The following is a 17,361-nucleotide window of genomic DNA, read 5'->3' on the forward strand; positions in this document are numbered from 1 at the left end:
TGCAAAAACAGTGGTGGTCAGGGTACCGCTCCCCTCCCCCATGTCAAATCGGTGAACGCCAGAAATGACAACGCCCGGCACTGGCCGGGCGTTGTTTCAAAGCGAGGCTGACTTAGCAGACCAGGCTCAGGGCATCGCGGGCGATGACCAGCTCTTCGTTGGTCGGGATCACCATGGCGCAACGGCTGTCGGCGGTGGTGATGCGGCCTTCGCCACCCAGTACGGCAGCGTTGTTGGCCTCTTTGTCCACCTTGAAGCCGAACAGAGCCAGGCGGTTCAGCACCATCTCACGCACCATGGCGGCGTTCTCACCGATACCACCGGTAAAGACTACGGCGTCCAGACGACCGTCCATCGCAGCGGCATAGGCGCCGACATACTTGGCCACACGGTAGGTGAAGACATCCAGCGCACGCTTGGCACCGGCGTCGGTAGCGTAGTTGGTGGTGACGTAGCGGCAGTCGCTGCTCGCTTCGGTCATCCCCAGCAGACCGGACTCTCGGGTCAGGGTGTGGTTGATCTGCTCCACGCTGTAACCGAGCTGGTCGTGCATGAAGAAGACTACGGCCGGATCGATATCGCCGGAGCGGGTACCCATCGCCAGACCTTCCAGCGGAGTCAGACCCATGGAGGTGTCAACGGATTCGCCGTTCTTGATGGCGCAGACAGAGGCACCATTACCCAGGTGGCAGTTGATGATGTTCAGTTCATTCAACGGCTTGCCCAGCTCTTTCGCGGCTTCTTCCGCGATGTAGCGGTGAGAAGTACCGTGAGCACCGTAACGACGGATGCCGTGTTCGCGGTAGAGCTTGTGCGGCAGCGCATAGAGGTAGGCCTCTTGCGGCAGGGTCTGGTGGAAGGCTGTGTCGAACACGGCCACGTTCTTGTCAGCCAGCTGCGGGAACACTTTCAGCGCGGCGCGAATACCGATCAGGTGCGCCGGGTTGTGCAGCGGGGCGAACGGAATGGCGGCTTCGATACCGGCGATCACGCCGTCATCGATACGCACGGAGCGGGAGAACTGCTCGCCACCGTGTACGATTCGGTGACCGATGGCCACCAGTTGCTCGGCAAGAGTCGGATCCTGCGGCAGGATGTGACCCACGATATGGTCTAGGGCCTCCTGGTGAGCGGCACCCGCTCCCAGCATGGCTTCGCCCTTGACCCCGTGGAGTTTCCATTTGATACGTGCATCATCCAGATTGAAGCATTCGGCCAGGCCGGACAGCATGTCCTCACCTGTTTCGGCGTCCATTACGGCAAATTTCAGGGAAGAGCTACCGCAGTTAAGGATCAATACCAACTTGCTCATTTTCTACATCTTCCTGTGCTTCGGCTTTATGCCGACAGTGTCGTGTCATCCAAAAGAGGATGGGATTCCCCTGCCGGGGGCTTATGGTCGCAGGAGGGTGCGTCCAATTTTTCAATTCTTGCTCTTGAAAGAGTCATCGCAACTTGTGGTGCGTATCACTGGTTTCAATGCTTGCGAGTCTCAACGCATCAGCTGCGCAGGGCTCGCCTCAATGGGAATGCTCAGGCGATAGCCAGCAGATCCTTGTGTACCTTGACCACCAGCTTCTTCACCTTGGCGGGCTGATTGAAGGTACAGAGCGGGCGGTGCAGCTCGCCCGGCCAGAAGATGGCGAAATCGCCCGGTTGCAGCGCCAGGTAGCTGGTCTGCTCGTCATCGACAAACCAGAGGTCGGGATGGGGATGGTCGGCGCCGTCGCTCACGTAGTCGTGGGGGCCCACACCTATCCACTCTTCACCGCGCAGCAGCAACTGGATATCGAGATACTGCTGATGGAATTCGCCACGGCGATCCGCGGCTGGCTCGGTCAGATCTTCGCTCACCAGACAGAACAGATTGAGGCCATCGATCTCGGTCTTGCCGAGCGGAGCGTCACCCCAGTGCGCCACGCTCTTCACCACCTCAGCCATAATGCGGGCCAGCGGGGCGGGCAGCGGCGTCCGCTGCAGGGTGTTCAGGCTACCGGTGATCATGGCGTCTGTTTCCTGTTAGGTATATCTGGGCGGCATCTTTGCCAGCCAATGAAAAAGGACCTGTGACAGGTCCTTCAATAATGCCGTCTGCAATCCGTGCAAACCGGTTTAGAGCTTTTGCTCATGTTCAGCTGTATGGGCACTGTTACACACTCGTCAGCACCTTGCCAAGAGACATAATCCCATTTTCATAGTGATCGTACCAGCTGAAACCATATTATTCACCACCCTTTCCCCCTCGACTTTGACCAGACGCAAAAACGGGCGCATCAGCGCCCGTTTTTTTCGCAAAACCGTTTAGCTACCGGTTTCATTCAAGCCTTTTGGGCGTTTTCCACCGGTTTGGCGTACATGGCACGCCAGATCGCCTTGTGCTCTTCCGGCACCTCTGACTGACGGGTCAGGAAGGCCGCCTGCTCGATGGTGTTGGCCTTGCCGGAGACATCGGCCGCCAGATAGTTGCTGGGGAAGAGGTGGTAGCTGCTCCAGATCGCCTTGTCGATCAGCGCGGCCAGTTCGTCCGGATCGCTGAAGCCCTCGGTAATGGGGGTGCCGAAAGAGACGTGTACCCGCCCCTTCATGCCGACGATACCGGCGACGATACTCTCGATATCCTCGAACTCGCCCTTCTCGTAGCTGCCGTTGACCGACTTCTCGTAGAGCTCGCGCGCCTTCGCCTTGTCGGTCGGGTCCAGCTCGTAGCTGATGCTGACCGGCACGATATTGAGGCTGCGCATGTAGTCGACGAAGTCGATCTTCTGCTTCTTGCCGTCGACGTAGAACATCTTGAGGATGGCCGGATCTGTCTTGTCATCGCCATTCTTGGCGCGCCCTTCCTTCTGGGCGATCCAGATGGAGTGACCTTCATGGACCGAGTTGCCAATATAGGCAGACAACTCGCCGAGCGCCTTCATCATCTCCCGCGGCCCCTTGGCGGAGCGTTTGACGATAAAGCTCTTGTTGAGCTTCATCAGCTCGGTAGCGCAGGGTTTGCGTAGCAGGTTGTCACCGATGGCGATGCGCACGGTATCGAAACCGTGGGTGTGCAGCCCCCAGTTGACGAACGCAGGATCCATGGCGATGTCTCTGTGGTTGGAGACAAACAGATAGCCCTGCTCTTTCTTCAGATGCTCGATCCCGGAGAAGGTCACCCCCTTGGTGGAGGTAGCGATCATGCGAGACATGTACCGGGTGACCCCCATCTGAACCTGATGCACAGTGGTCACTTTTGACCATTTGCGGCGCAGGAACAGGCGGATCATCGGGCGGATGGCCCAACCCAGCCAGCTCATCAGGGAACCGAAACGATACTTGGCGATGGCGCCGATAAATTCATCATCCTGGATCAGCCGTTCGATGGCTGCCGGCACTTCTTCATCGCGGTAGGGGCGAATATCCGCGAATCTATCTACTTCAGTCACAATGTCAGCCTTGCATGCTAGGAAACCGCAGCCAACCCGCGTTGGCCGGGGAAAATTCAGGGCGCAATTTTACACGCTTTTATGGCAAGGGGTATGAGACAAGCATGAATAGTGAGATCTGACCAGTTTATTAATCAGCTGCCAGTGCCAGCGCGACCGCCGCTTCGGCATGGATGGCAGTGGTGTCGTAGAGCGGCACCGCAGCCCGGGCATCCCCCACCAGCAGGGCAATCTCGGTGCAGCCGAGGATCACCGCCTCGGCACCCGCGGCCGCCAGCGCCTCGATAATCGCCAGATACTCGGCCCGCGACGATTCGCGGATCTCCCCCAGACAGAGCTCGTCATAGATGATCCTGTGTACCCGCTCCCGCCCGGCCTCATCGGGTACCAGCACCGCCAACCCGAAGCGATCCTGCAAGCGCCCCTTGTAAAAATCCTGCTCCATGGTGAAGCGTGTGCCGAGCAGGCCGACCCGGGTTATCCCATCCGTCTGCAATTTGGCTGCGGTGGCATCGGCTATATGGAGCAGCGGGATATCGATGGCCGCCTCAATCTCGGGGGCGACCTTGTGCATGGTGTTGGTGCCGATCAGCAAGAAATCGGCGCCGCCATCCTGCAACTTGCGCGCCTCCGCCGCCAGCAGACGGGCGGTAGCGGGCCAGTCACCGGCATGCTGCAACCGCTCGATAGCGGCAAAATCGACGCTGTTGAGCAGCACCCGCGCCGAATGCAAACCGCCAAGCTGTGCCCGCACCCCACGGTTGAGCGCCTGATAGTAACTGACGGTGGACTCCCAGCTCATGCCACCCAGCAGACCGATACATTTCATAACAGTTCCTTTCATCCCAAGGTAAGGCGGTGCCACGCCACCTTGCAGGCAAGGTCACGGGGCGAGATAAAAAAGGCCCCGCAGGGCCAACAAGACAGCCGGTAAAGGCCCGGGCCAACCCCGGGCTAAATCCAGATCATCCCGACACAGGCGGCCGTCGCCAGCCCCATGCCCAGATTGAAACGCCGCCAACCCCGGGCGGTGCGAATGATTTGCCGCACCTGGGCACCAAAAAGCACCCAGAACGCCCCGGTGTAGAGGCCGGTAATAAAGAAGATCACCAACACCCAGAGCGCGGAGGGCCAGTAAGCCTCCCCCGCCAGAGTGAAACCGCTGATGGCGGAGAGCGCCATCATCCACGCCTTGGGGTTGAGCAGTTGCAGCATGGCCCCCTGATGGGCGGGAATGAGTGGCCGGTTGCCCTCGGCCGGGCCGCTGGCGGTCGCCACCTTCCACGCCAGCCAGAGCAGATACGCCGAGCCGATAAGCTTGAGGCCATCGTGCAGCAGCGGCACCTTCTCGAACACCACGCCAAGCCCCAGCGCGGTGGCGAGGATCATCAGATTGATCCCCCCCACCACTCCCACCAGCAGCGGCAGCGTGCGGCGAAATCCCTGCGCCGCCCCGGCGCTGGTGAGCAGCATATTGTTGGGCCCCGGCGTGCCGCAGGTAACCAGGGCAAACCCCGCCAGGGGCAGTAACCAGTTCAGATCCATCTCAACCTCTTGTCGATACAACGCGCCCGTTATGGGGAAAGCCTTCTAATATGCAGAGCCAGCCCCGTGGCGACAAGTCAGAAATGTCTCTTTCCAGGCCACCTCCCCCATCAGCGCAGCACGGCTCAATACCAGAGCATGACTACGCAGAGTGCCGTCAGCAGGCCGAGGGATCCGTTGAGTCGCCGCCAGCCCCGATCCGAACTGATCCAGTTGCTCAGCTGATGGCCGAACAGTACCCAGACAAAGCAGACCGACAGGGCCACCAATACAAACATGACCATCACCGCCAGCTGACTCGGCCAGTAACTGGTGCCGGGCAGGCTGAACAGACTGATGGCGGAGATCCCCATCATCCACGCCTTGGGGTTGAGAAACTGAAAGCCCAGCCCCTCCAGCATGGTCAGCGGACGGGCACGTCGGGCCGGATCCCCCGGCGCCCCGGCCACCGCGATACGCCACGCCAACCACAGCAGATAGAGGCTGCCGAAGATCTGCAAACCGAGGCGTAATAAGGGCCAGCGCTCGAACAGCGGATAGAGCCCCAGCGCCAGCACCAGTTGCAACACCGGCTGCCCCAGCCCCACCCCGAGCAGATGTGGCAGGGTGCGGCGCACCCCGAAGTTGGCGCCGGAGGCCGTCAGCATCAGGTTGTTGGGCCCCGGCGTACCGCAGGTGAGTACGGCAAAACCGAACAGGGTGACATACCACTCCATCGTCATATTGTGACTCCTTATCCGCCACATTGTATCGATACAATGTGTGCTATTTGATTGTTATCAGGTTGAAATTTACGCTATATTGACAACAAATTTGGATCAATGGATTTATTGTCACCATGACAATCTGGACACCCAACCTTGCAGCCTTCGATGGCCCCCTCTACCTCAAGCTGGTCAAAGCGATCGAACAGGGGATCGCGAATGGCGAGCTGCCACCGCAGACTCGATTGCCTACCCACAGATCCCTGGCGGATCGTCTGGGTGTCACCGTCGGCACCGTCACCCGCGCCTACAGCGAGGCGGAGCGGCGCGGCCTGCTGGCCGCCCGGGTGGGCCACGGCACCTGGGTCAAGGGAGCGAACACGGATCCCGCCAATGAGTGGGTGATCCGTCAGGAGGAGGGGCACCGCATCGAGCTGTGGCAGAACCTGCCGGTGCAGCTGGATCGGGCGGCCATCATTCGCCCCATGTTGGGGGAAGTGGCGGATGGGGATCTCAACGCCCTGCTCGGCTACGACAAGGAGGCGGGACGACCGGATCAGCGCCAGCAGTTCGTCGACTGGCTGGCGGAGCAAGGGGTGGCCTGCAGTGAGGATCGCCTGCTGTTCAGCCACGGCGCCCAGCACGGCATCATGCTGGCGCTGCTGGCGACCGGCTGCGTGGGGGAGACCATCCTGTGCGAGGGGCTGAGCTACCCCGGTATGCTGGGTAACGCTCGCCAGCTGAAGAATCAGGTGGTGGGACTGGCGATGGATGAGGAGGGGCTGCTGCCCGAGGCGCTGGACGCCGCCTGCCGTACCCGCCGGGCCAAGCTGCTCTACCTCACCCCGACCCTGCAAAACCCCACCACCGCCATCATGAGTCTGGCGCGGCGAGAGGCCATCGTCGCCATCGCCCGTCGCCACGATCTGCTGATCATCGAGGATGACGTCAACGGCCTGCTGCCCCAGCAACCGGTGATCCCTCTGGTCAATCTGGCGCCGGAGCGGGTCATCTATCTGGGCAGTCTGGCCAAGATCGCATGCGGCGGCCTGCGGGTGGGCTTCGTGCTGACGCCCCCTGCCCTGCGCAGCGCCTTCGCCCAGACCATGCGGCTGTCGAGCTGGATGGTGAGCCCGCTGCTAATCGAGCTCGCCTGCAAAATGGTCAGTCAGCGCCAGATCATGCCGCTGGTCGAGCAGCAGCGGGAGATCCTCAAACGCCGTGGCGAACTGCTGCGCCACCTGCTGCCCGCCGCCCGCTGGCAGCCGGGCAGCATGCACGCCTGGCTACCGCTGCCTGAACCCTGGCGCAGCCAGCAGTTTGCCGCTGCCGCCGACGCCCTTGACGTTGGCGTGGCGAGCGGGGAACACTTCGCCGCCGGTCAGTTTGCCGCTCCGCAGGGGGTGCGCCTGAGCCTGAGCCAACCCGCCACCGACGCCCGGGTCGGCGAGGGGCTGGCCCGTCTGGCCCAACTGCTGCAGGGAACGCCCCCCAGCAATCCCCTGCTATAGTCAGGGCCAGCCGACCTGACCTTCACGCTTCATCGTCATAGCCAAGGAGATGCCGTGCCCCCCATCAGAGCCACCATGCTGCTTGCCACCCTGTTGTTGGGTGGCTGCGCCTCGTCAACGACCCACCAGCAGCTGGGGGCCGCGCTCAATGGACTGGAAGGGGAGTTGCAACGACTGGAAGAGGAGCTGGCGGCCATGAACGGCCTGCACTATCAAAAGGCGATCGATGCCCCGCTCAGTTTGCGCCGTGCGCTCGGGGCGCCGCTGCCCACCCCAGAGGGGCTGGTGCCGGTGGCCAGCAAGCTGGAAGATGGGCCACTCCTTCGCTATCAATACCGACTGCCAGCGGGGATGGCAAGCCTGCCTCAGGACAACCTCTGCCAGCGCTACGAGTTCGAGCTGCGCCATCTGGGCCGCCTCGGCAAGCTGGAATTAAGCTGGCTGGGGGAACAGGGCAAGGGGTCGCGGCTGATCCGCCAGAGCGACTGCCCCTTCGGGACGCAGATCCGCCCTCGGCAATAACAGGTTACCGCCCTGAGAGGTGGCATAACCGATTGAAATAACAGCCCATAGTGCGCCCTCCAGCACCCTGCTGGCTACTGTCAGCTTTTCACTCAGCGAGTGCTGTGCCTATGTTCCTCTTGGGTCTACCATAATCAACCTAATGGTTTGCTCACAGGAAGTACCTGCATGACGATACTGCTGCTCGAAGAGGATCCCCTGCTCCGTAGCGCCATCACCCGGGAACTGACCGAACAGGGGGTGCCCGCCGACCGGATCCACTACCACAGCTATCCAAACCACGAGCGCAGCGGCCTGCTGGCCCTGCTGCAACAACACGCCTTCGACGCCATCATCTGTCAGCAGGACAAGCAGCAGGATCTTGACGGAGCCCGGCTGCTGCACGAAGCGCACTATCTCGGCCTGCTGCAACCTGGTTGCGTCTTGCTGCTGCTCGATGCCGATCAGAGCGAGCAGGAGTTTCTCCCCTCGGATCTCTACTTCTCCCTCTATCTGGCTCTCCCCTTCATGACCCAGCAGCTCAGCGCGGTGCTCGGCCAGCTGGTGAAGTTAAGCAACCTGACCCGTACGCTGGCCGCCCCCATTCTGCTGCGGGAGTGGCAACTGGCTACCGCCCTCTGTGAAGACCTGCTGTTTCAACGGGAGAATCGCTCGCTGACCCCCTGGCTGGATCGGCTAAAGGGCTACCTGCTGCTGCAATCAGCCGAGCGGGTCACCGCCGCCCAGCACTATGCCCTCTGTGCCAACGAGTATCAGGCGAGCTGGCCAAGGGCCGGGCTCTTCTACGCCATGCTGGGGCTCGGCAAGTTGCAGAGCGCCCAGACCGACTTGCAGTGCCATCAGGCCAGCGTCTCGATAGCCACCCGGCTGGAGCTGCAACTCGCCAGCCAGCTGCACCAGCATCACTGGCTGGCGGCCTGGGAGACCATGGGAGAGCTGCTGCAGATCCGCCCCCATCAGCCGCGCTGGCATCAGCTGGCGATGTTGCTCGGGCTGGTGCTGCAAGATGAGGAGAAAGTGCTGGAGCAGGCCAACAGCCTGACCCTGCGCCACTTCAGCGAGCAGCGCGTCCGGCTCGCCATCGACAGCTTCATGCTCAATGCCAGTCTGGCGGTGCTGTGGCACGCCCCCTCCAGCAACCGGATCCGCTCCCTGCAACAGGAGTGGGTGCACCTCAAGCGCACCGTCCACCTGCAACCCCACGAATATGAGCTGCTGCAGGCGCTGATGCTGGGGCTGGATTACCGCTTCGACGAGGCGCTGATCCTGATTGCCCACCACCAGCCGGATGAGGGGAGCGACAACCACCTCACCCTGCTGCTCGGCTTTGCGGTCAGCCAGTTCTGCGGTTTGCCCCACCACGCCCAGCGCTACCTGACCCAGCTGACCCAATATCGCGTCAGGGTGGCGCCCCACCCGCTCACTCGCCAGCTGTTCCACCATCTGGTGGCCGAGCTGGGCCAGCGCCTGACGGCGAGAGAACAACGGCTGAGCGAACTGCGCCAGCTACGCCACAAGGCGATGCAGGCCAGCCAGTATCAGACCGCCCTGCAAGCGGGCTTGCAGCTGCTGGAGGAGTTCCCCGCCCTGCCGGGCGATGCCTGGCAACTGCTGGAACTGCTGCAACACTGCTGGCCAGCGGGTATGGCCGCCCCCAGGGTGGCGCTGCTGGTTGATACCCTGGAGCGGCGCCTCAAGCACAGCCCCGCGTTTCTCGATCAACATGCCCGGCAGTACCAGCGCACCCTGCAGGAGATCCGCACCCATCTTCAGCCGCACCTCTCCGGCAGCGGCCCCTCCTGTCTTGTCGCAGGGCAGCCCGAGCCATGATGATGCTGACAGCGTGCAAACCGGCATTATCGGCAAAGCCAATAGAGAGAGGGGAGCCAAGGCTCCCCTCTCTCTATATTGGTTCTCTATCAGCTAGTGGCGATAAGCGTTGGCTCAAACCAGCGCGTCACTCTCCAGCGCCGCCTTGAGAAAATCTTTCCAGCTGATAATGCCGACCAGGGCGCCATTCTCCAGCACCGGCAGGCAGGATACCCCCTTCTCCAGCATCAGCTTGACGCCGTCGCGCACGGTGAGATGGGGAGCGATGGTGACGAGCTGACGACTCATGATCTGGTGGGCCCGCTTGTTGAGGGTTTCGGTATCGCGGCTCATCTCGGCTTCGGAGTCGAGATAGGGGCTGATGGCGCGGAACAGATCCCGATCCGAGATGACCCCCACCAGCTCCTCCTCTTCCAGCACCAGCAGGTGGCGAAAGTGTGCCTGCTCGAAGATATCCCTGATGACTCGGAGTCGATCATCCATCGACACGGTGGCGACACGGGTCGTCATAATATCCCTGATATGCATGCTAACCTCCCGTAACCAAACTGGTTTCTCTGTTATGGCATGTTTTTGCAGCGCCAGCCAGTGGCCAGCCCTTCGCTACAGTGCAAATCAGCGTCATTTCACGTAAGATCCGCGCCAGTTTTTCTCCTCCATTTTGAGCAAGCAGATCCCACCCATGATAGTTGCCAGTCAAATCGAACTGATCCGCGGCGGCCGCAAGCTGCTGGACAACGCCTCCGCCACCATTCACCCCGGCCACAAAGTGGGTCTGGTGGGCAAAAACGGCTGTGGCAAGTCCACCTTTTTTGCACTGGTACGGGGCGAGCTGGCCATCGACAGCGGCACCTTCAGCCTGCCCGCTGGCTGGCAGATTGCAGACGTCGCGCAGGAGACCCCGGCGCTCGACTGCTCCGCGCTCGAGTATGTGATCGATGGCGACAAGGAGTTCCGCTCGCTGGAAGCCCAGCTGGTACAGGCCGAACAGGATGACAATGGTCTGCTGGTGGCCGAGCTGCACGGTCGCCTCGATACCATCGGCGCCTACAGCATTCGCGCCCGCGCCGCTGAACTGTTGCACGGCCTCGGTTTCAGCGATGAGCAGTTGAGCTCGCCGGTGCGCAGCTTCTCCGGTGGCTGGCGCATGCGTCTGAACCTCGCTCAGGCGCTGCTCTGCCGCTCCGATCTGCTGCTGCTCGATGAACCGACCAACCACCTGGATCTCGATGCGGTGATCTGGCTGGAGAAGTGGCTCAAGGGCTATCAGGGCACGCTGGTGCTCATCTCTCACGACCGCGATTTCCTCGATTCGGTCATCAGCCGCATCATCCATATCGAGAATGGCAAGCTCAACGAATACACCGGCGGCTACTCCGACTTCGAACTGCAGCGCGCCGAACATCTGGCCCAGCAGCAGTCCATGTACGAGAAGCAGCAGCGGGAGATGTCCCACATGCAGGCGTATGTGGACCGCTTCCGCTACAAGGCCTCCAAGGCCCGTCAGGCACAGAGCCGCCTGAAAGCCATGGAGCGGATGGAGAAGATCCTGCCCGCCCACGCCGACTCCGAGTTCAGCTTCGAGTTTCGCGAGCCCTCGGCCCTGCCGACCCCGCTCATCGCCATGGAGAACCTCTCCGCCGGTTACGGCGACAAGGTGATCCTCGAGAAGATCAAACTCAATCTGGTACCGGGTTCGCGCATCGGTCTGCTCGGTCGCAACGGCGCCGGTAAATCGACCTTTATCAAGATGCTGGCGGGCTCCAACCCGCCGCTCTCCGGCAAGCTCGAGGTGAGCGCCGGGGTGAGCATCGGCTACTTCGCCCAGCATCAGCTGGAGACCCTGCGTCTCGACGATTCCCCGCTCGATCATCTGGCCCGCCTCGCGCCGGACAAGACCGAGCAGGAGCTGCGCAACTATCTGGGCAGCTTCGGTTTTCACGGTGACAAGGCGCTCGACAAAGTAGCCCCCTTCTCCGGTGGTGAAAAAGCGCGGCTGGTGCTGGCGCTGATCACCTGGCAAAAGCCGAACCTCCTGCTGCTGGATGAACCGACCAACCACCTGGATCTGGAGATGCGCCACGCCCTCACCATGGCGCTGCAAGGCTTCGAAGGGGCCATGGTGGTGGTCTCCCACGACCGTCACCTGCTGCGTACCACCACAGATGACTTCTATCTGGTGCACGGTGGCCGGGTCGAACCGTTCGACGGCGATCTGGACGACTACCACAAGTGGCTCGGCGAGCAGGAGAAAGAGGCCAACGCCAAACCGGCCGATGGCCCCGTCTCTGCCAACTCGGCAGTGGCGCGCAAGGATCAGAAGCGGCGCGAGGCGGAGTTCCGCCAGCAAACCCGTCCGCTGCGCCAAAAGCTGGAAAAGCTCGAAGCAAGCATGGAGAAGCTGCAAGGCAAGCTTGGCGACATCGAGAGCCAGCTGGCCGACCCCGCCATCTACGAAGAGAGCGCTAAAACCAAGCTCTCCGAACTGCTCAAATCCCAGGGCCCCCTCAAGGAGCAGCTGGAAGAAGTTGAGCTGGAGTGGATGAGCCTCTCCGAAGAGCTGGAAACCATGGAGCAGGCCTTCTTTGCGTGACGAACAGCTGATGGCCAGCGAGCGGGTCGCGGTCCACGAATTGCCAACGCCGATCGGCTTCTGGCACTGGAGCGGCAAGGTCTATGGTGAGCGCAGCCAGGATTGGCTCACCGTGCAGGAGCAGGGGGGCAACGTCAATCTGGCTCTCCTGCTGCACCGGCTCGATCAACTCGGCATCGTGGTCGATCTCACCGACCTGCAACCGGCGCTGGTGCAGACCGAGGCGGTGCTGACCCCGTGGCGCGCCCTGCGTTCGAGCGCCAAGACGCGACTCGACGAGCAGCAGTATCAGTCGATGCTGGCCCACGAACTGGAGCTGGAGCGGCTGCAACAGGGCGTCTTGTTGCAGACCCTGCGCAGCCTCTCCCTGTTTCGCGGCAACAGCCGCAATTTGTTGAACTATCTATCGTTACTGGGTGCCCAGCAGGGCCCCCTCAGAGATCTAATATGCTGAGCTACCGCCACGCCTTTCACGCCGGCAACCATGCCGACGTGCTGAAACACGCCGTTCAGGCCCTGATCATCGAGTCCCTCAAGAAGAAGGAGAAACCCTTCATCGTGCTGGACACCCATGCTGGTGGCGGTCTCTACGACCTGCGCGGCGACTGGTCCCAGAAGAAGGCCGAGTATGCCGACGGCATCGGCCGCCTGTGGGACGAGCGGGCCCAGTGGTCTGCCATGGCCCCCTATCTCGGCGTCATCGAAGAGATGAACAGCGATGGCCAGCTGCACTACTACCCCGGCTCGCCGGAGCTCTCCCGCCGCCTCACCCGCGAGCAGGACAAGCTGGCGCTGATGGAGCTGCACAACAACGAGGTCGAAGACCTGCGCGCCAACATGGGCTATGACCCGCGCGTGGCCGTGCACCACCGTGACGGCTTCGAGGGGCTGATCGCCCTGCTGCCGCCGACTCCGCGCCGCGGGCTGGTGCTGATCGACCCGCCCTATGAGCTCAAGGAAGATTACTTCGCCGTGGTCGACACCCTGAAAAAGGCGCAGAAACGCTGGGCGACCGGCATCTACGCCCTCTGGTATCCGATCCTCGGGCAAGAGGCGGACAAATCCCGCGACATGCTGCGCGCCATCAAGCGGGAGAACTTTGGCAACGTGCTGGTGGCCGAGCTGGAAGTGGCCGGTCAGACTGCCGACTGGGGTATGAACGGCTCAGGCATGCTGATCATCAGCCCGCCCTGGATGCTGGACGAGCAGATTGAAGCCTTCCTCAAACCGCTGTGCGCCAAGCTGGCGCAGGGTGCCGGCGCCCAGTACAAGGTGGAGTGGCTCAACAAGGTCGAGGATTAATCCCCCGCCCCTACGGCGCTCACCGAGTTCAATAGCAAAAGCCCCATCACGGGGCTTTTGCTATTGGTGCAGCCGGTGTGTGCGGCAGCCTGAACCTGCGCGCCCTATGAGCGGGCGGGCAGATCCTGTTTCAGCGCAACCAGCAACAGGGCCAGCAGGCCAAAAGGCGGAAACAGACAGAGCAGGGAGCAGATAAGGGTGATCAGCGCCGGATGCTCGCTCTTGCGGCGCGCCAGTCGCCAAGCGATGAGGCCGACGATGACCATTAGCAACGCAATGAACTGGCCAAGCAGGGTGGCATTGATATTCATGAAAGATCCTTTTTCATGGGCAAGTGTGAAGAACCTGTACTTTATCGCCTTGGCTGCGATTGGCAACCTCTTAACCGCACCAACAACTCGCCCGTTGATAGGTTCTCTCTATTTCGGCAATAGATGAGAATAGTTTTCATTTAATCTCATTTCGGCGGATACTCTCATCATCAACAGAGGGAGCGCCATCATGAAAAAGACCATCAGCTTTGCCATCCTGCACTTCGGTGTTGCCTTTACCGTGGCCTACCTGCTGACCGGTGAGCTGCTGACCGCCAGCCTGATCGCCCTGATCGAGCCCGCCGTCAACACGGTCGCTTTCTACTTTCATGACCTTGGCTGGCACAAGCTCAAACCAAATCACAGCCTGCAGGCCAAGACCAGCAGCTTCGCGGTAGTCCACTTCTCGGTGGCCTTCGGGGTTGCCTTCCTGCTGAGCGGCGAGCTGCTCACCGGCGGCGTGATGGCGATGATCGAACCGGCCATCAACACCGTGGTGTTCTTCTTCCACGAGCGGCTGTGGCGTGCCCGCAGTCAGCAACTGGCGCTGGCCTGATCGAACGGGCAACCCGCCTCCCCCCTTTATCGCGGCCACAAAAAACCCGACATTCCGGCCAGGAGTGTCGGGTTTTTCACATCAGCAAAGATCTCTGTCTGGATGCATCATCCGATGCCCCATCAATACCGATCAGGCTTTCTTGCAAATGGGGTCAACGATAAAGGCATTCTGATCAAACTTCTGCCAGGCGCCGGTGCCGACCCCATCGACCACCAGAATGGAGACCACGCCGAAATCGACAAAGATCCCGAGCAGGGTGGTGGCATCGAACGACTTTGAGACCGGCACCGTCACCGAGTAGCAATCAGCACGATTGACCGTGATGGTGTACTCCTCTTTCTTCTTGAACGAGGTGATCACATTGCCGTGGCCCAGCAGCATATCGTTGACGTAGATCTCCGCATCGGGATCCTGACTGCGAATGGAAACCTGCTGACTTGTGCCGTTAAACATGGCCGCACAACCTGACAGCATGATGGCCAGCAAGGCCCCCGTCATCAACCTGAACATAGCTAACCTTCTTGTTATTAAGAAAAGGCGGCAAATCTAGCACGCCTCTCGAACAGGAGTGAAAGTGCAATGCTCAAAGCCTGTCTGAATGCTCAAAATAGCGACCACCCCTGACCATTTTTCAAACAAGCTGGCCTCATCCAGCAACAGTTCCCTTCCCCACTGGAGTAGCGCGGCAAAACCGGTCGCCAGCACACGCAGCTGCGCAAAATGCGCTCGCCCCCACAGCTGCATTGCCCTGTAGAGTGTGCTGTAGTAGGCCAAAACACCCTCCTAATTGCTGGAATCTATCGATGAACAAGACCTTGCTTGCCACCCTGCTGTTTGCCCCTCTGCTAGCCAGCGCTGCAACCCCTTCCTTTGACTGCACCAAAGCCTCCGGGTCGGTCGAAACCCTGATCTGCAAGGATGCCGGACTGGCCGCCCTTGATAACGAACTGGCGGCCCTCTACCCCAAGGCGATTGCCGCGCTCTCTCCCGAACAGCTCAAAACAGAGCGCGCCATGCAGCGCGGCTGGATCAAGGGGCGTAACGACTGCTGGAAGGGGCAGGATCTGCGCCAGTGTGTGGAGGATAACTACCTGCTGCGGATCACCGAACTGCAGATCAGCGGCGGCCAGCTGATGGTGCCGGCACCGGTCAACTACCAGTGTGGCAAGAGCGTCACTCTCTCTACCTACTTCTATAACGATGCCAAGCTGCCCGCCGCGGTGATCAACCTGAGCGAGGGCGACAAGCAGCAACAAGTGCTCGCCTATGAAGCCCCCAGCGCCAGCGGCGCCCGTTATGAAGGGCAAAACCTCACCTTCTTCACCAAAGGGGAAGACGCCACGCTGGAGCGCTACGGCCAGCCAACCCTCACCTGCATGGAAAATCCGACCAAGGGCTGAGGCTGACAGGGGCGGCTCGTCTTGCCGCCCCACCTTGACTAGATGGCGATATCCAGCGGTTTTCCTTCCCGCACAATCCGCAACTTGAGCGACCCCGGTTTGCCGGTGCTGAGCAGCTCACGCACCTTGTCGATCTCGAGAGGACGATAAGACACCCCGTTGATCTGTTCCAGAATGTCGCCGTTGGCCAGACCATAGGGGGCAAGATCCCGTTCGTCGCTGTAGTAGACCTGCAGATGCTTGCCATCAAAGCGCACCCCGATATTGCGCAGGGTTGGCGGCACTTTGCGCGCCAGGCTGTCGGCGTCGTAGCAGAACATCATCCGCCCGGGCATGATCGCAAAGCGATTGAAGCGGTTAACAAAATCCAGCCCCAGACCATACTGCTCATTGCTGTTTTCCGACACGCGCAGCTCACCGAGCTGGCGCTCATCAAAGTGCAGGCCGGTGAGGATATGTTCACGCCCCTCAACCATACCGCTGGCATCCACCCCTTTGCGTGGCATCGCATCTTCGCCAGAGATCGCCTTCTGGCTGGCCATAAAGTCGATAAAGGCATGGTCGGCATAGCTCTGATCGGCCCCGGTATCCAGATACATGCGCACGCTGCTCTCGCCGTGGGTCAGATACACTGCCGGGGAGCGGTTGTAGCTATCTTCATAGCCGATGCAACGCTCGAACGTGGCTGCCGACGGTGCCGTCAACGAGGCAGTGAGCTGATGCTTGTCGCGCTCAAACACCCAGTTGAAACGGCGGATGGTGTCAATCCCGAGGATGCCATCGATACGGCTGCCGAGAGACTGGGAGAAGAGATCGAAATCAACGGTTGCCCACAGATCGCTGTCATCAATGGTGACCGACCCCAGCGAGAAGGGCTGCGGCTCAACAAAGCCCAGCTGCTCGCTGCCCAGTTGGCTCGAAACGCTGCTCACAGTGGCAAAATCAGCCTGATAGCCCCTGGGCAATTCGCTTAAGGTCAGCGCCTTGAAACGGCTGGCCAGACGACGATCGATAAAGGTGATACTGGCCCCGGTATCCAGCAAAAACTGGTACTGCTCACCGGCGATGATAACGGGGATCAGGGGGGCACTTTCGTAATGCACTGTCAGCACCGGGCCGGGTGCATTGCGCTTGGTGGATGAATCCGGGGCTGTGCAGCCTTGGACGACGAACAGGGCCAACATGGCCAGCGCCACTTTGAACTGCGACTTCATAACTCTCCTTCCCGATAGCAGATGCCCCCGCGACGCCACCGCATAATGCTATCTTGTTGATTTATAGATAAATAAGCTGTTTCAGCGGGGATCGCGGACAATAACAAAGAGTTTTATGCTGGTTCAAGCCAGATATGACCATGAATATTCTATGGGAATTGATAAAGAATGGCTGTTCACGCTATATCGGCGCGTCATCAATCGTGGGTGACATTTGATTAATTTATTGATCTTGCACAGAAAATCTCAATATTGAGCTTTCTCTCCACAGCGCCATGGTTAATATTGCCATTTGGCAACACTTGCCTCGTCGGAGTCTCCCATGAGCCATGCCAACCCCATCCCGTTGGTGAAACGCAGCAGACTGGAAGCTGAAATTCAGGGGCGGTAGCTTTACTCAACAAGCTCAGCAAGAACGCTTCATAATAGAATCCTGTGACCAAAG

General features: G+C 60.5%; 19 protein-coding genes. 8 read left to right on the forward strand and 11 right to left on the reverse strand.

Going from position 1 to position 17,361, the window contains the following annotated elements; all coding sequences use genetic code 11:
- Window positions 1-112: 112 nt before the first annotated feature.
- The 6 genes from ACTG1P_RS09580 to ACTG1P_RS09605 all read right to left on the reverse strand — a co-directional run bounded on the left by ACTG1P_RS09580 (window position 113) and on the right by ACTG1P_RS09605 (window position 5,692).
- Window positions 113-1,312 (reverse strand): acetate kinase, encoded by a 1,200-nt coding sequence (locus ACTG1P_RS09580; protein ID WP_267513325.1) that lies wholly within the window; start codon window positions 1,310-1,312, stop codon window positions 113-115.
- A 221-nt stretch (window positions 1,313-1,533) separates the two neighbouring features.
- Window positions 1,534-2,004 carry a YhcH/YjgK/YiaL family protein gene (locus ACTG1P_RS09585; protein WP_019445320.1) on the reverse strand — a complete coding sequence of 157 codons (471 nt, stop codon included), beginning with the start codon at window positions 2,002-2,004 and terminating at the stop codon, window positions 1,534-1,536.
- A gap of 314 nt (window positions 2,005-2,318) precedes the next feature.
- Entirely contained in the window at window positions 2,319-3,425 is a 1,107-nt protein-coding gene (locus ACTG1P_RS09590; RefSeq protein ID WP_440001125.1) for a 1-acyl-sn-glycerol-3-phosphate acyltransferase, read from the reverse strand.
- Between the two features lie 130 nt (window positions 3,426-3,555).
- Window positions 3,556-4,254 carry an aspartate/glutamate racemase family protein gene (locus tag ACTG1P_RS09595; protein ID WP_440001126.1) on the reverse strand — a complete coding sequence of 233 codons (699 nt, stop codon included), beginning with the start codon at window positions 4,252-4,254 and terminating at the stop codon, window positions 3,556-3,558.
- Between the two features lie 125 nt (window positions 4,255-4,379).
- The gene (locus ACTG1P_RS09600) at window positions 4,380-4,970 is read right to left on the reverse strand and encodes a LysE family translocator (RefSeq protein ID WP_075112494.1); all 591 of its coding nucleotides are present in this window, start codon (window positions 4,968-4,970) and stop codon (window positions 4,380-4,382) included.
- Between the two features lie 125 nt (window positions 4,971-5,095).
- Window positions 5,096-5,692: a LysE family translocator gene (locus tag ACTG1P_RS09605; protein ID WP_440001127.1), complete on the reverse strand. Its 597-nt coding sequence runs from the start codon at window positions 5,690-5,692 to the stop codon at window positions 5,096-5,098.
- Between the two features lie 116 nt (window positions 5,693-5,808).
- Here ACTG1P_RS09605 and ACTG1P_RS09610 point away from each other — a divergent pair, with 116 nt between their 5' ends.
- The 3 genes from ACTG1P_RS09610 to ACTG1P_RS09620 all read left to right on the forward strand — a co-directional run bounded on the left by ACTG1P_RS09610 (window position 5,809) and on the right by ACTG1P_RS09620 (window position 9,537).
- Window positions 5,809-7,185 (forward strand): PLP-dependent aminotransferase family protein, encoded by a 1,377-nt coding sequence (locus ACTG1P_RS09610; protein ID WP_440001128.1) that lies wholly within the window; start codon window positions 5,809-5,811, stop codon window positions 7,183-7,185.
- A 54-nt stretch (window positions 7,186-7,239) separates the two neighbouring features.
- Entirely contained in the window at window positions 7,240-7,707 is a 468-nt protein-coding gene (locus ACTG1P_RS09615) for a hypothetical protein (protein WP_440001129.1), read from the forward strand.
- Between the two features lie 168 nt (window positions 7,708-7,875).
- The gene (locus ACTG1P_RS09620) at window positions 7,876-9,537 is read left to right on the forward strand and encodes a hypothetical protein (RefSeq protein WP_440001130.1); all 1,662 of its coding nucleotides are present in this window, start codon (window positions 7,876-7,878) and stop codon (window positions 9,535-9,537) included.
- 114 nt (window positions 9,538-9,651) lie between these two features.
- On the opposite strand, the gene ACTG1P_RS09625 is transcribed toward ACTG1P_RS09620, so the two are convergent.
- Complete coding sequence (locus tag ACTG1P_RS09625; protein ID WP_040068349.1) at window positions 9,652-10,065, reverse strand: CBS domain-containing protein; 414 nt, start codon at window positions 10,063-10,065, stop codon at window positions 9,652-9,654.
- Between the two features lie 154 nt (window positions 10,066-10,219).
- Here ACTG1P_RS09625 and ACTG1P_RS09630 point away from each other — a divergent pair, with 154 nt between their 5' ends.
- The 3 genes from ACTG1P_RS09630 to ACTG1P_RS09640 are packed head-to-tail and all read left to right on the forward strand — an operon-like array spanning window position 10,220 to window position 13,432.
- On the forward strand, window positions 10,220-12,130 hold the full coding sequence (locus ACTG1P_RS09630; RefSeq protein WP_440001131.1) for an ABC transporter ATP-binding protein: 1,911 nt from the start codon (window positions 10,220-10,222) through the stop codon (window positions 12,128-12,130).
- Complete coding sequence (locus tag ACTG1P_RS09635; RefSeq protein ID WP_440001132.1) at window positions 12,123-12,584, forward strand: DUF2390 domain-containing protein; 462 nt, start codon at window positions 12,123-12,125, stop codon at window positions 12,582-12,584. Before ACTG1P_RS09630 ends, ACTG1P_RS09635 begins: the two co-directional genes overlap by 8 nt.
- Window positions 12,578-13,432 carry a 23S rRNA (adenine(2030)-N(6))-methyltransferase RlmJ gene (locus ACTG1P_RS09640; RefSeq protein ID WP_160881787.1) on the forward strand — a complete coding sequence of 285 codons (855 nt, stop codon included), beginning with the start codon at window positions 12,578-12,580 and terminating at the stop codon, window positions 13,430-13,432. The genes ACTG1P_RS09635 and ACTG1P_RS09640 overlap by 7 nt, the downstream gene beginning before the upstream one ends.
- Window positions 13,433-13,536: 104 nt before the next feature.
- On the opposite strand, the gene ACTG1P_RS09645 is transcribed toward ACTG1P_RS09640, so the two are convergent.
- Window positions 13,537-13,743 carry a hypothetical protein gene (locus tag ACTG1P_RS09645; RefSeq protein ID WP_043821654.1) on the reverse strand — a complete coding sequence of 69 codons (207 nt, stop codon included), beginning with the start codon at window positions 13,741-13,743 and terminating at the stop codon, window positions 13,537-13,539.
- A gap of 190 nt (window positions 13,744-13,933) precedes the next feature.
- On the opposite strand from ACTG1P_RS09645, the gene ACTG1P_RS09650 reads away from it, so the two are divergent.
- Window positions 13,934-14,299 (forward strand): DUF2061 domain-containing protein, encoded by a 366-nt coding sequence (locus ACTG1P_RS09650; RefSeq protein WP_042084552.1) that lies wholly within the window; start codon window positions 13,934-13,936, stop codon window positions 14,297-14,299.
- A 132-nt stretch (window positions 14,300-14,431) separates the two neighbouring features.
- Here ACTG1P_RS09650 and ACTG1P_RS09655 read toward each other — a convergent pair whose 3' ends face one another.
- Window positions 14,432-14,812 carry a hypothetical protein gene (locus ACTG1P_RS09655; protein ID WP_440001133.1) on the reverse strand — a complete coding sequence of 127 codons (381 nt, stop codon included), beginning with the start codon at window positions 14,810-14,812 and terminating at the stop codon, window positions 14,432-14,434.
- Between the two features lie 36 nt (window positions 14,813-14,848).
- Window positions 14,849-15,076, reverse strand: a complete 228-nt coding sequence (locus ACTG1P_RS09660) for a hypothetical protein (protein WP_440001134.1) — start codon at window positions 15,074-15,076, stop codon at window positions 14,849-14,851.
- Between the two features lie 29 nt (window positions 15,077-15,105).
- On the opposite strand from ACTG1P_RS09660, the gene ACTG1P_RS09665 reads away from it, so the two are divergent.
- Window positions 15,106-15,702 (forward strand): MliC family protein, encoded by a 597-nt coding sequence (locus ACTG1P_RS09665; RefSeq protein ID WP_440001135.1) that lies wholly within the window; start codon window positions 15,106-15,108, stop codon window positions 15,700-15,702.
- 38 nt (window positions 15,703-15,740) lie between these two features.
- Here ACTG1P_RS09665 and ACTG1P_RS09670 read toward each other — a convergent pair whose 3' ends face one another.
- A complete protein-coding gene (locus ACTG1P_RS09670) occupies window positions 15,741-16,916 on the reverse strand; it encodes an aspartyl protease family protein (protein WP_440001136.1) in 1,176 nt (391 codons plus the stop codon).
- Window positions 16,917-17,361: the final 445 nt, after the last annotated feature.

The organism is Aeromonas sp. 11P, from assembly GCF_051920165.1.
Taxonomy (GTDB): Bacteria; Pseudomonadota; Gammaproteobacteria; order Enterobacterales; family Aeromonadaceae; genus Aeromonas; species Aeromonas veronii.

Coding starts and splice junctions, on each gene's coding strand:
- ACTG1P_RS09580 (WP_267513325.1), bottom strand. CDS start 1,312: ATGAGCAAGTTGGTATTGATCCTTAACTGCGGTAGCTCTTCCCTGAAA.
- ACTG1P_RS09585 (WP_019445320.1), bottom strand. CDS start 2,004: ATGATCACCGGTAGCCTGAACACCCTGCAGCGGACGCCGCTGCCCGCC.
- ACTG1P_RS09595 (WP_440001126.1), bottom strand. CDS start 4,254: ATGAAATGTATCGGTCTGCTGGGTGGCATGAGCTGGGAGTCCACCGTC.
- ACTG1P_RS09600 (WP_075112494.1), bottom strand. CDS start 4,970: ATGGATCTGAACTGGTTACTGCCCCTGGCGGGGTTTGCCCTGGTTACC.
- ACTG1P_RS09605 (WP_440001127.1), bottom strand. CDS start 5,692: ATGACGATGGAGTGGTATGTCACCCTGTTCGGTTTTGCCGTACTCACC.
- ACTG1P_RS09610 (WP_440001128.1), top strand. CDS start 5,809: ATGACAATCTGGACACCCAACCTTGCAGCCTTCGATGGCCCCCTCTAC.
- ACTG1P_RS09620 (WP_440001130.1), top strand. CDS start 7,876: ATGACGATACTGCTGCTCGAAGAGGATCCCCTGCTCCGTAGCGCCATC.
- ACTG1P_RS09625 (WP_040068349.1), bottom strand. CDS start 10,065: ATGCATATCAGGGATATTATGACGACCCGTGTCGCCACCGTGTCGATG.
- ACTG1P_RS09630 (WP_440001131.1), top strand. CDS start 10,220: ATGATAGTTGCCAGTCAAATCGAACTGATCCGCGGCGGCCGCAAGCTG.
- ACTG1P_RS09640 (WP_160881787.1), top strand. CDS start 12,578: ATGCTGAGCTACCGCCACGCCTTTCACGCCGGCAACCATGCCGACGTG.
- ACTG1P_RS09645 (WP_043821654.1), bottom strand. CDS start 13,743: ATGAATATCAATGCCACCCTGCTTGGCCAGTTCATTGCGTTGCTAATG.
- ACTG1P_RS09650 (WP_042084552.1), top strand. CDS start 13,934: ATGAAAAAGACCATCAGCTTTGCCATCCTGCACTTCGGTGTTGCCTTT.
- ACTG1P_RS09655 (WP_440001133.1), bottom strand. CDS start 14,812: ATGTTCAGGTTGATGACGGGGGCCTTGCTGGCCATCATGCTGTCAGGT.
- ACTG1P_RS09665 (WP_440001135.1), top strand. CDS start 15,106: ATGAACAAGACCTTGCTTGCCACCCTGCTGTTTGCCCCTCTGCTAGCC.
- ACTG1P_RS09670 (WP_440001136.1), bottom strand. CDS start 16,916: ATGAAGTCGCAGTTCAAAGTGGCGCTGGCCATGTTGGCCCTGTTCGTC.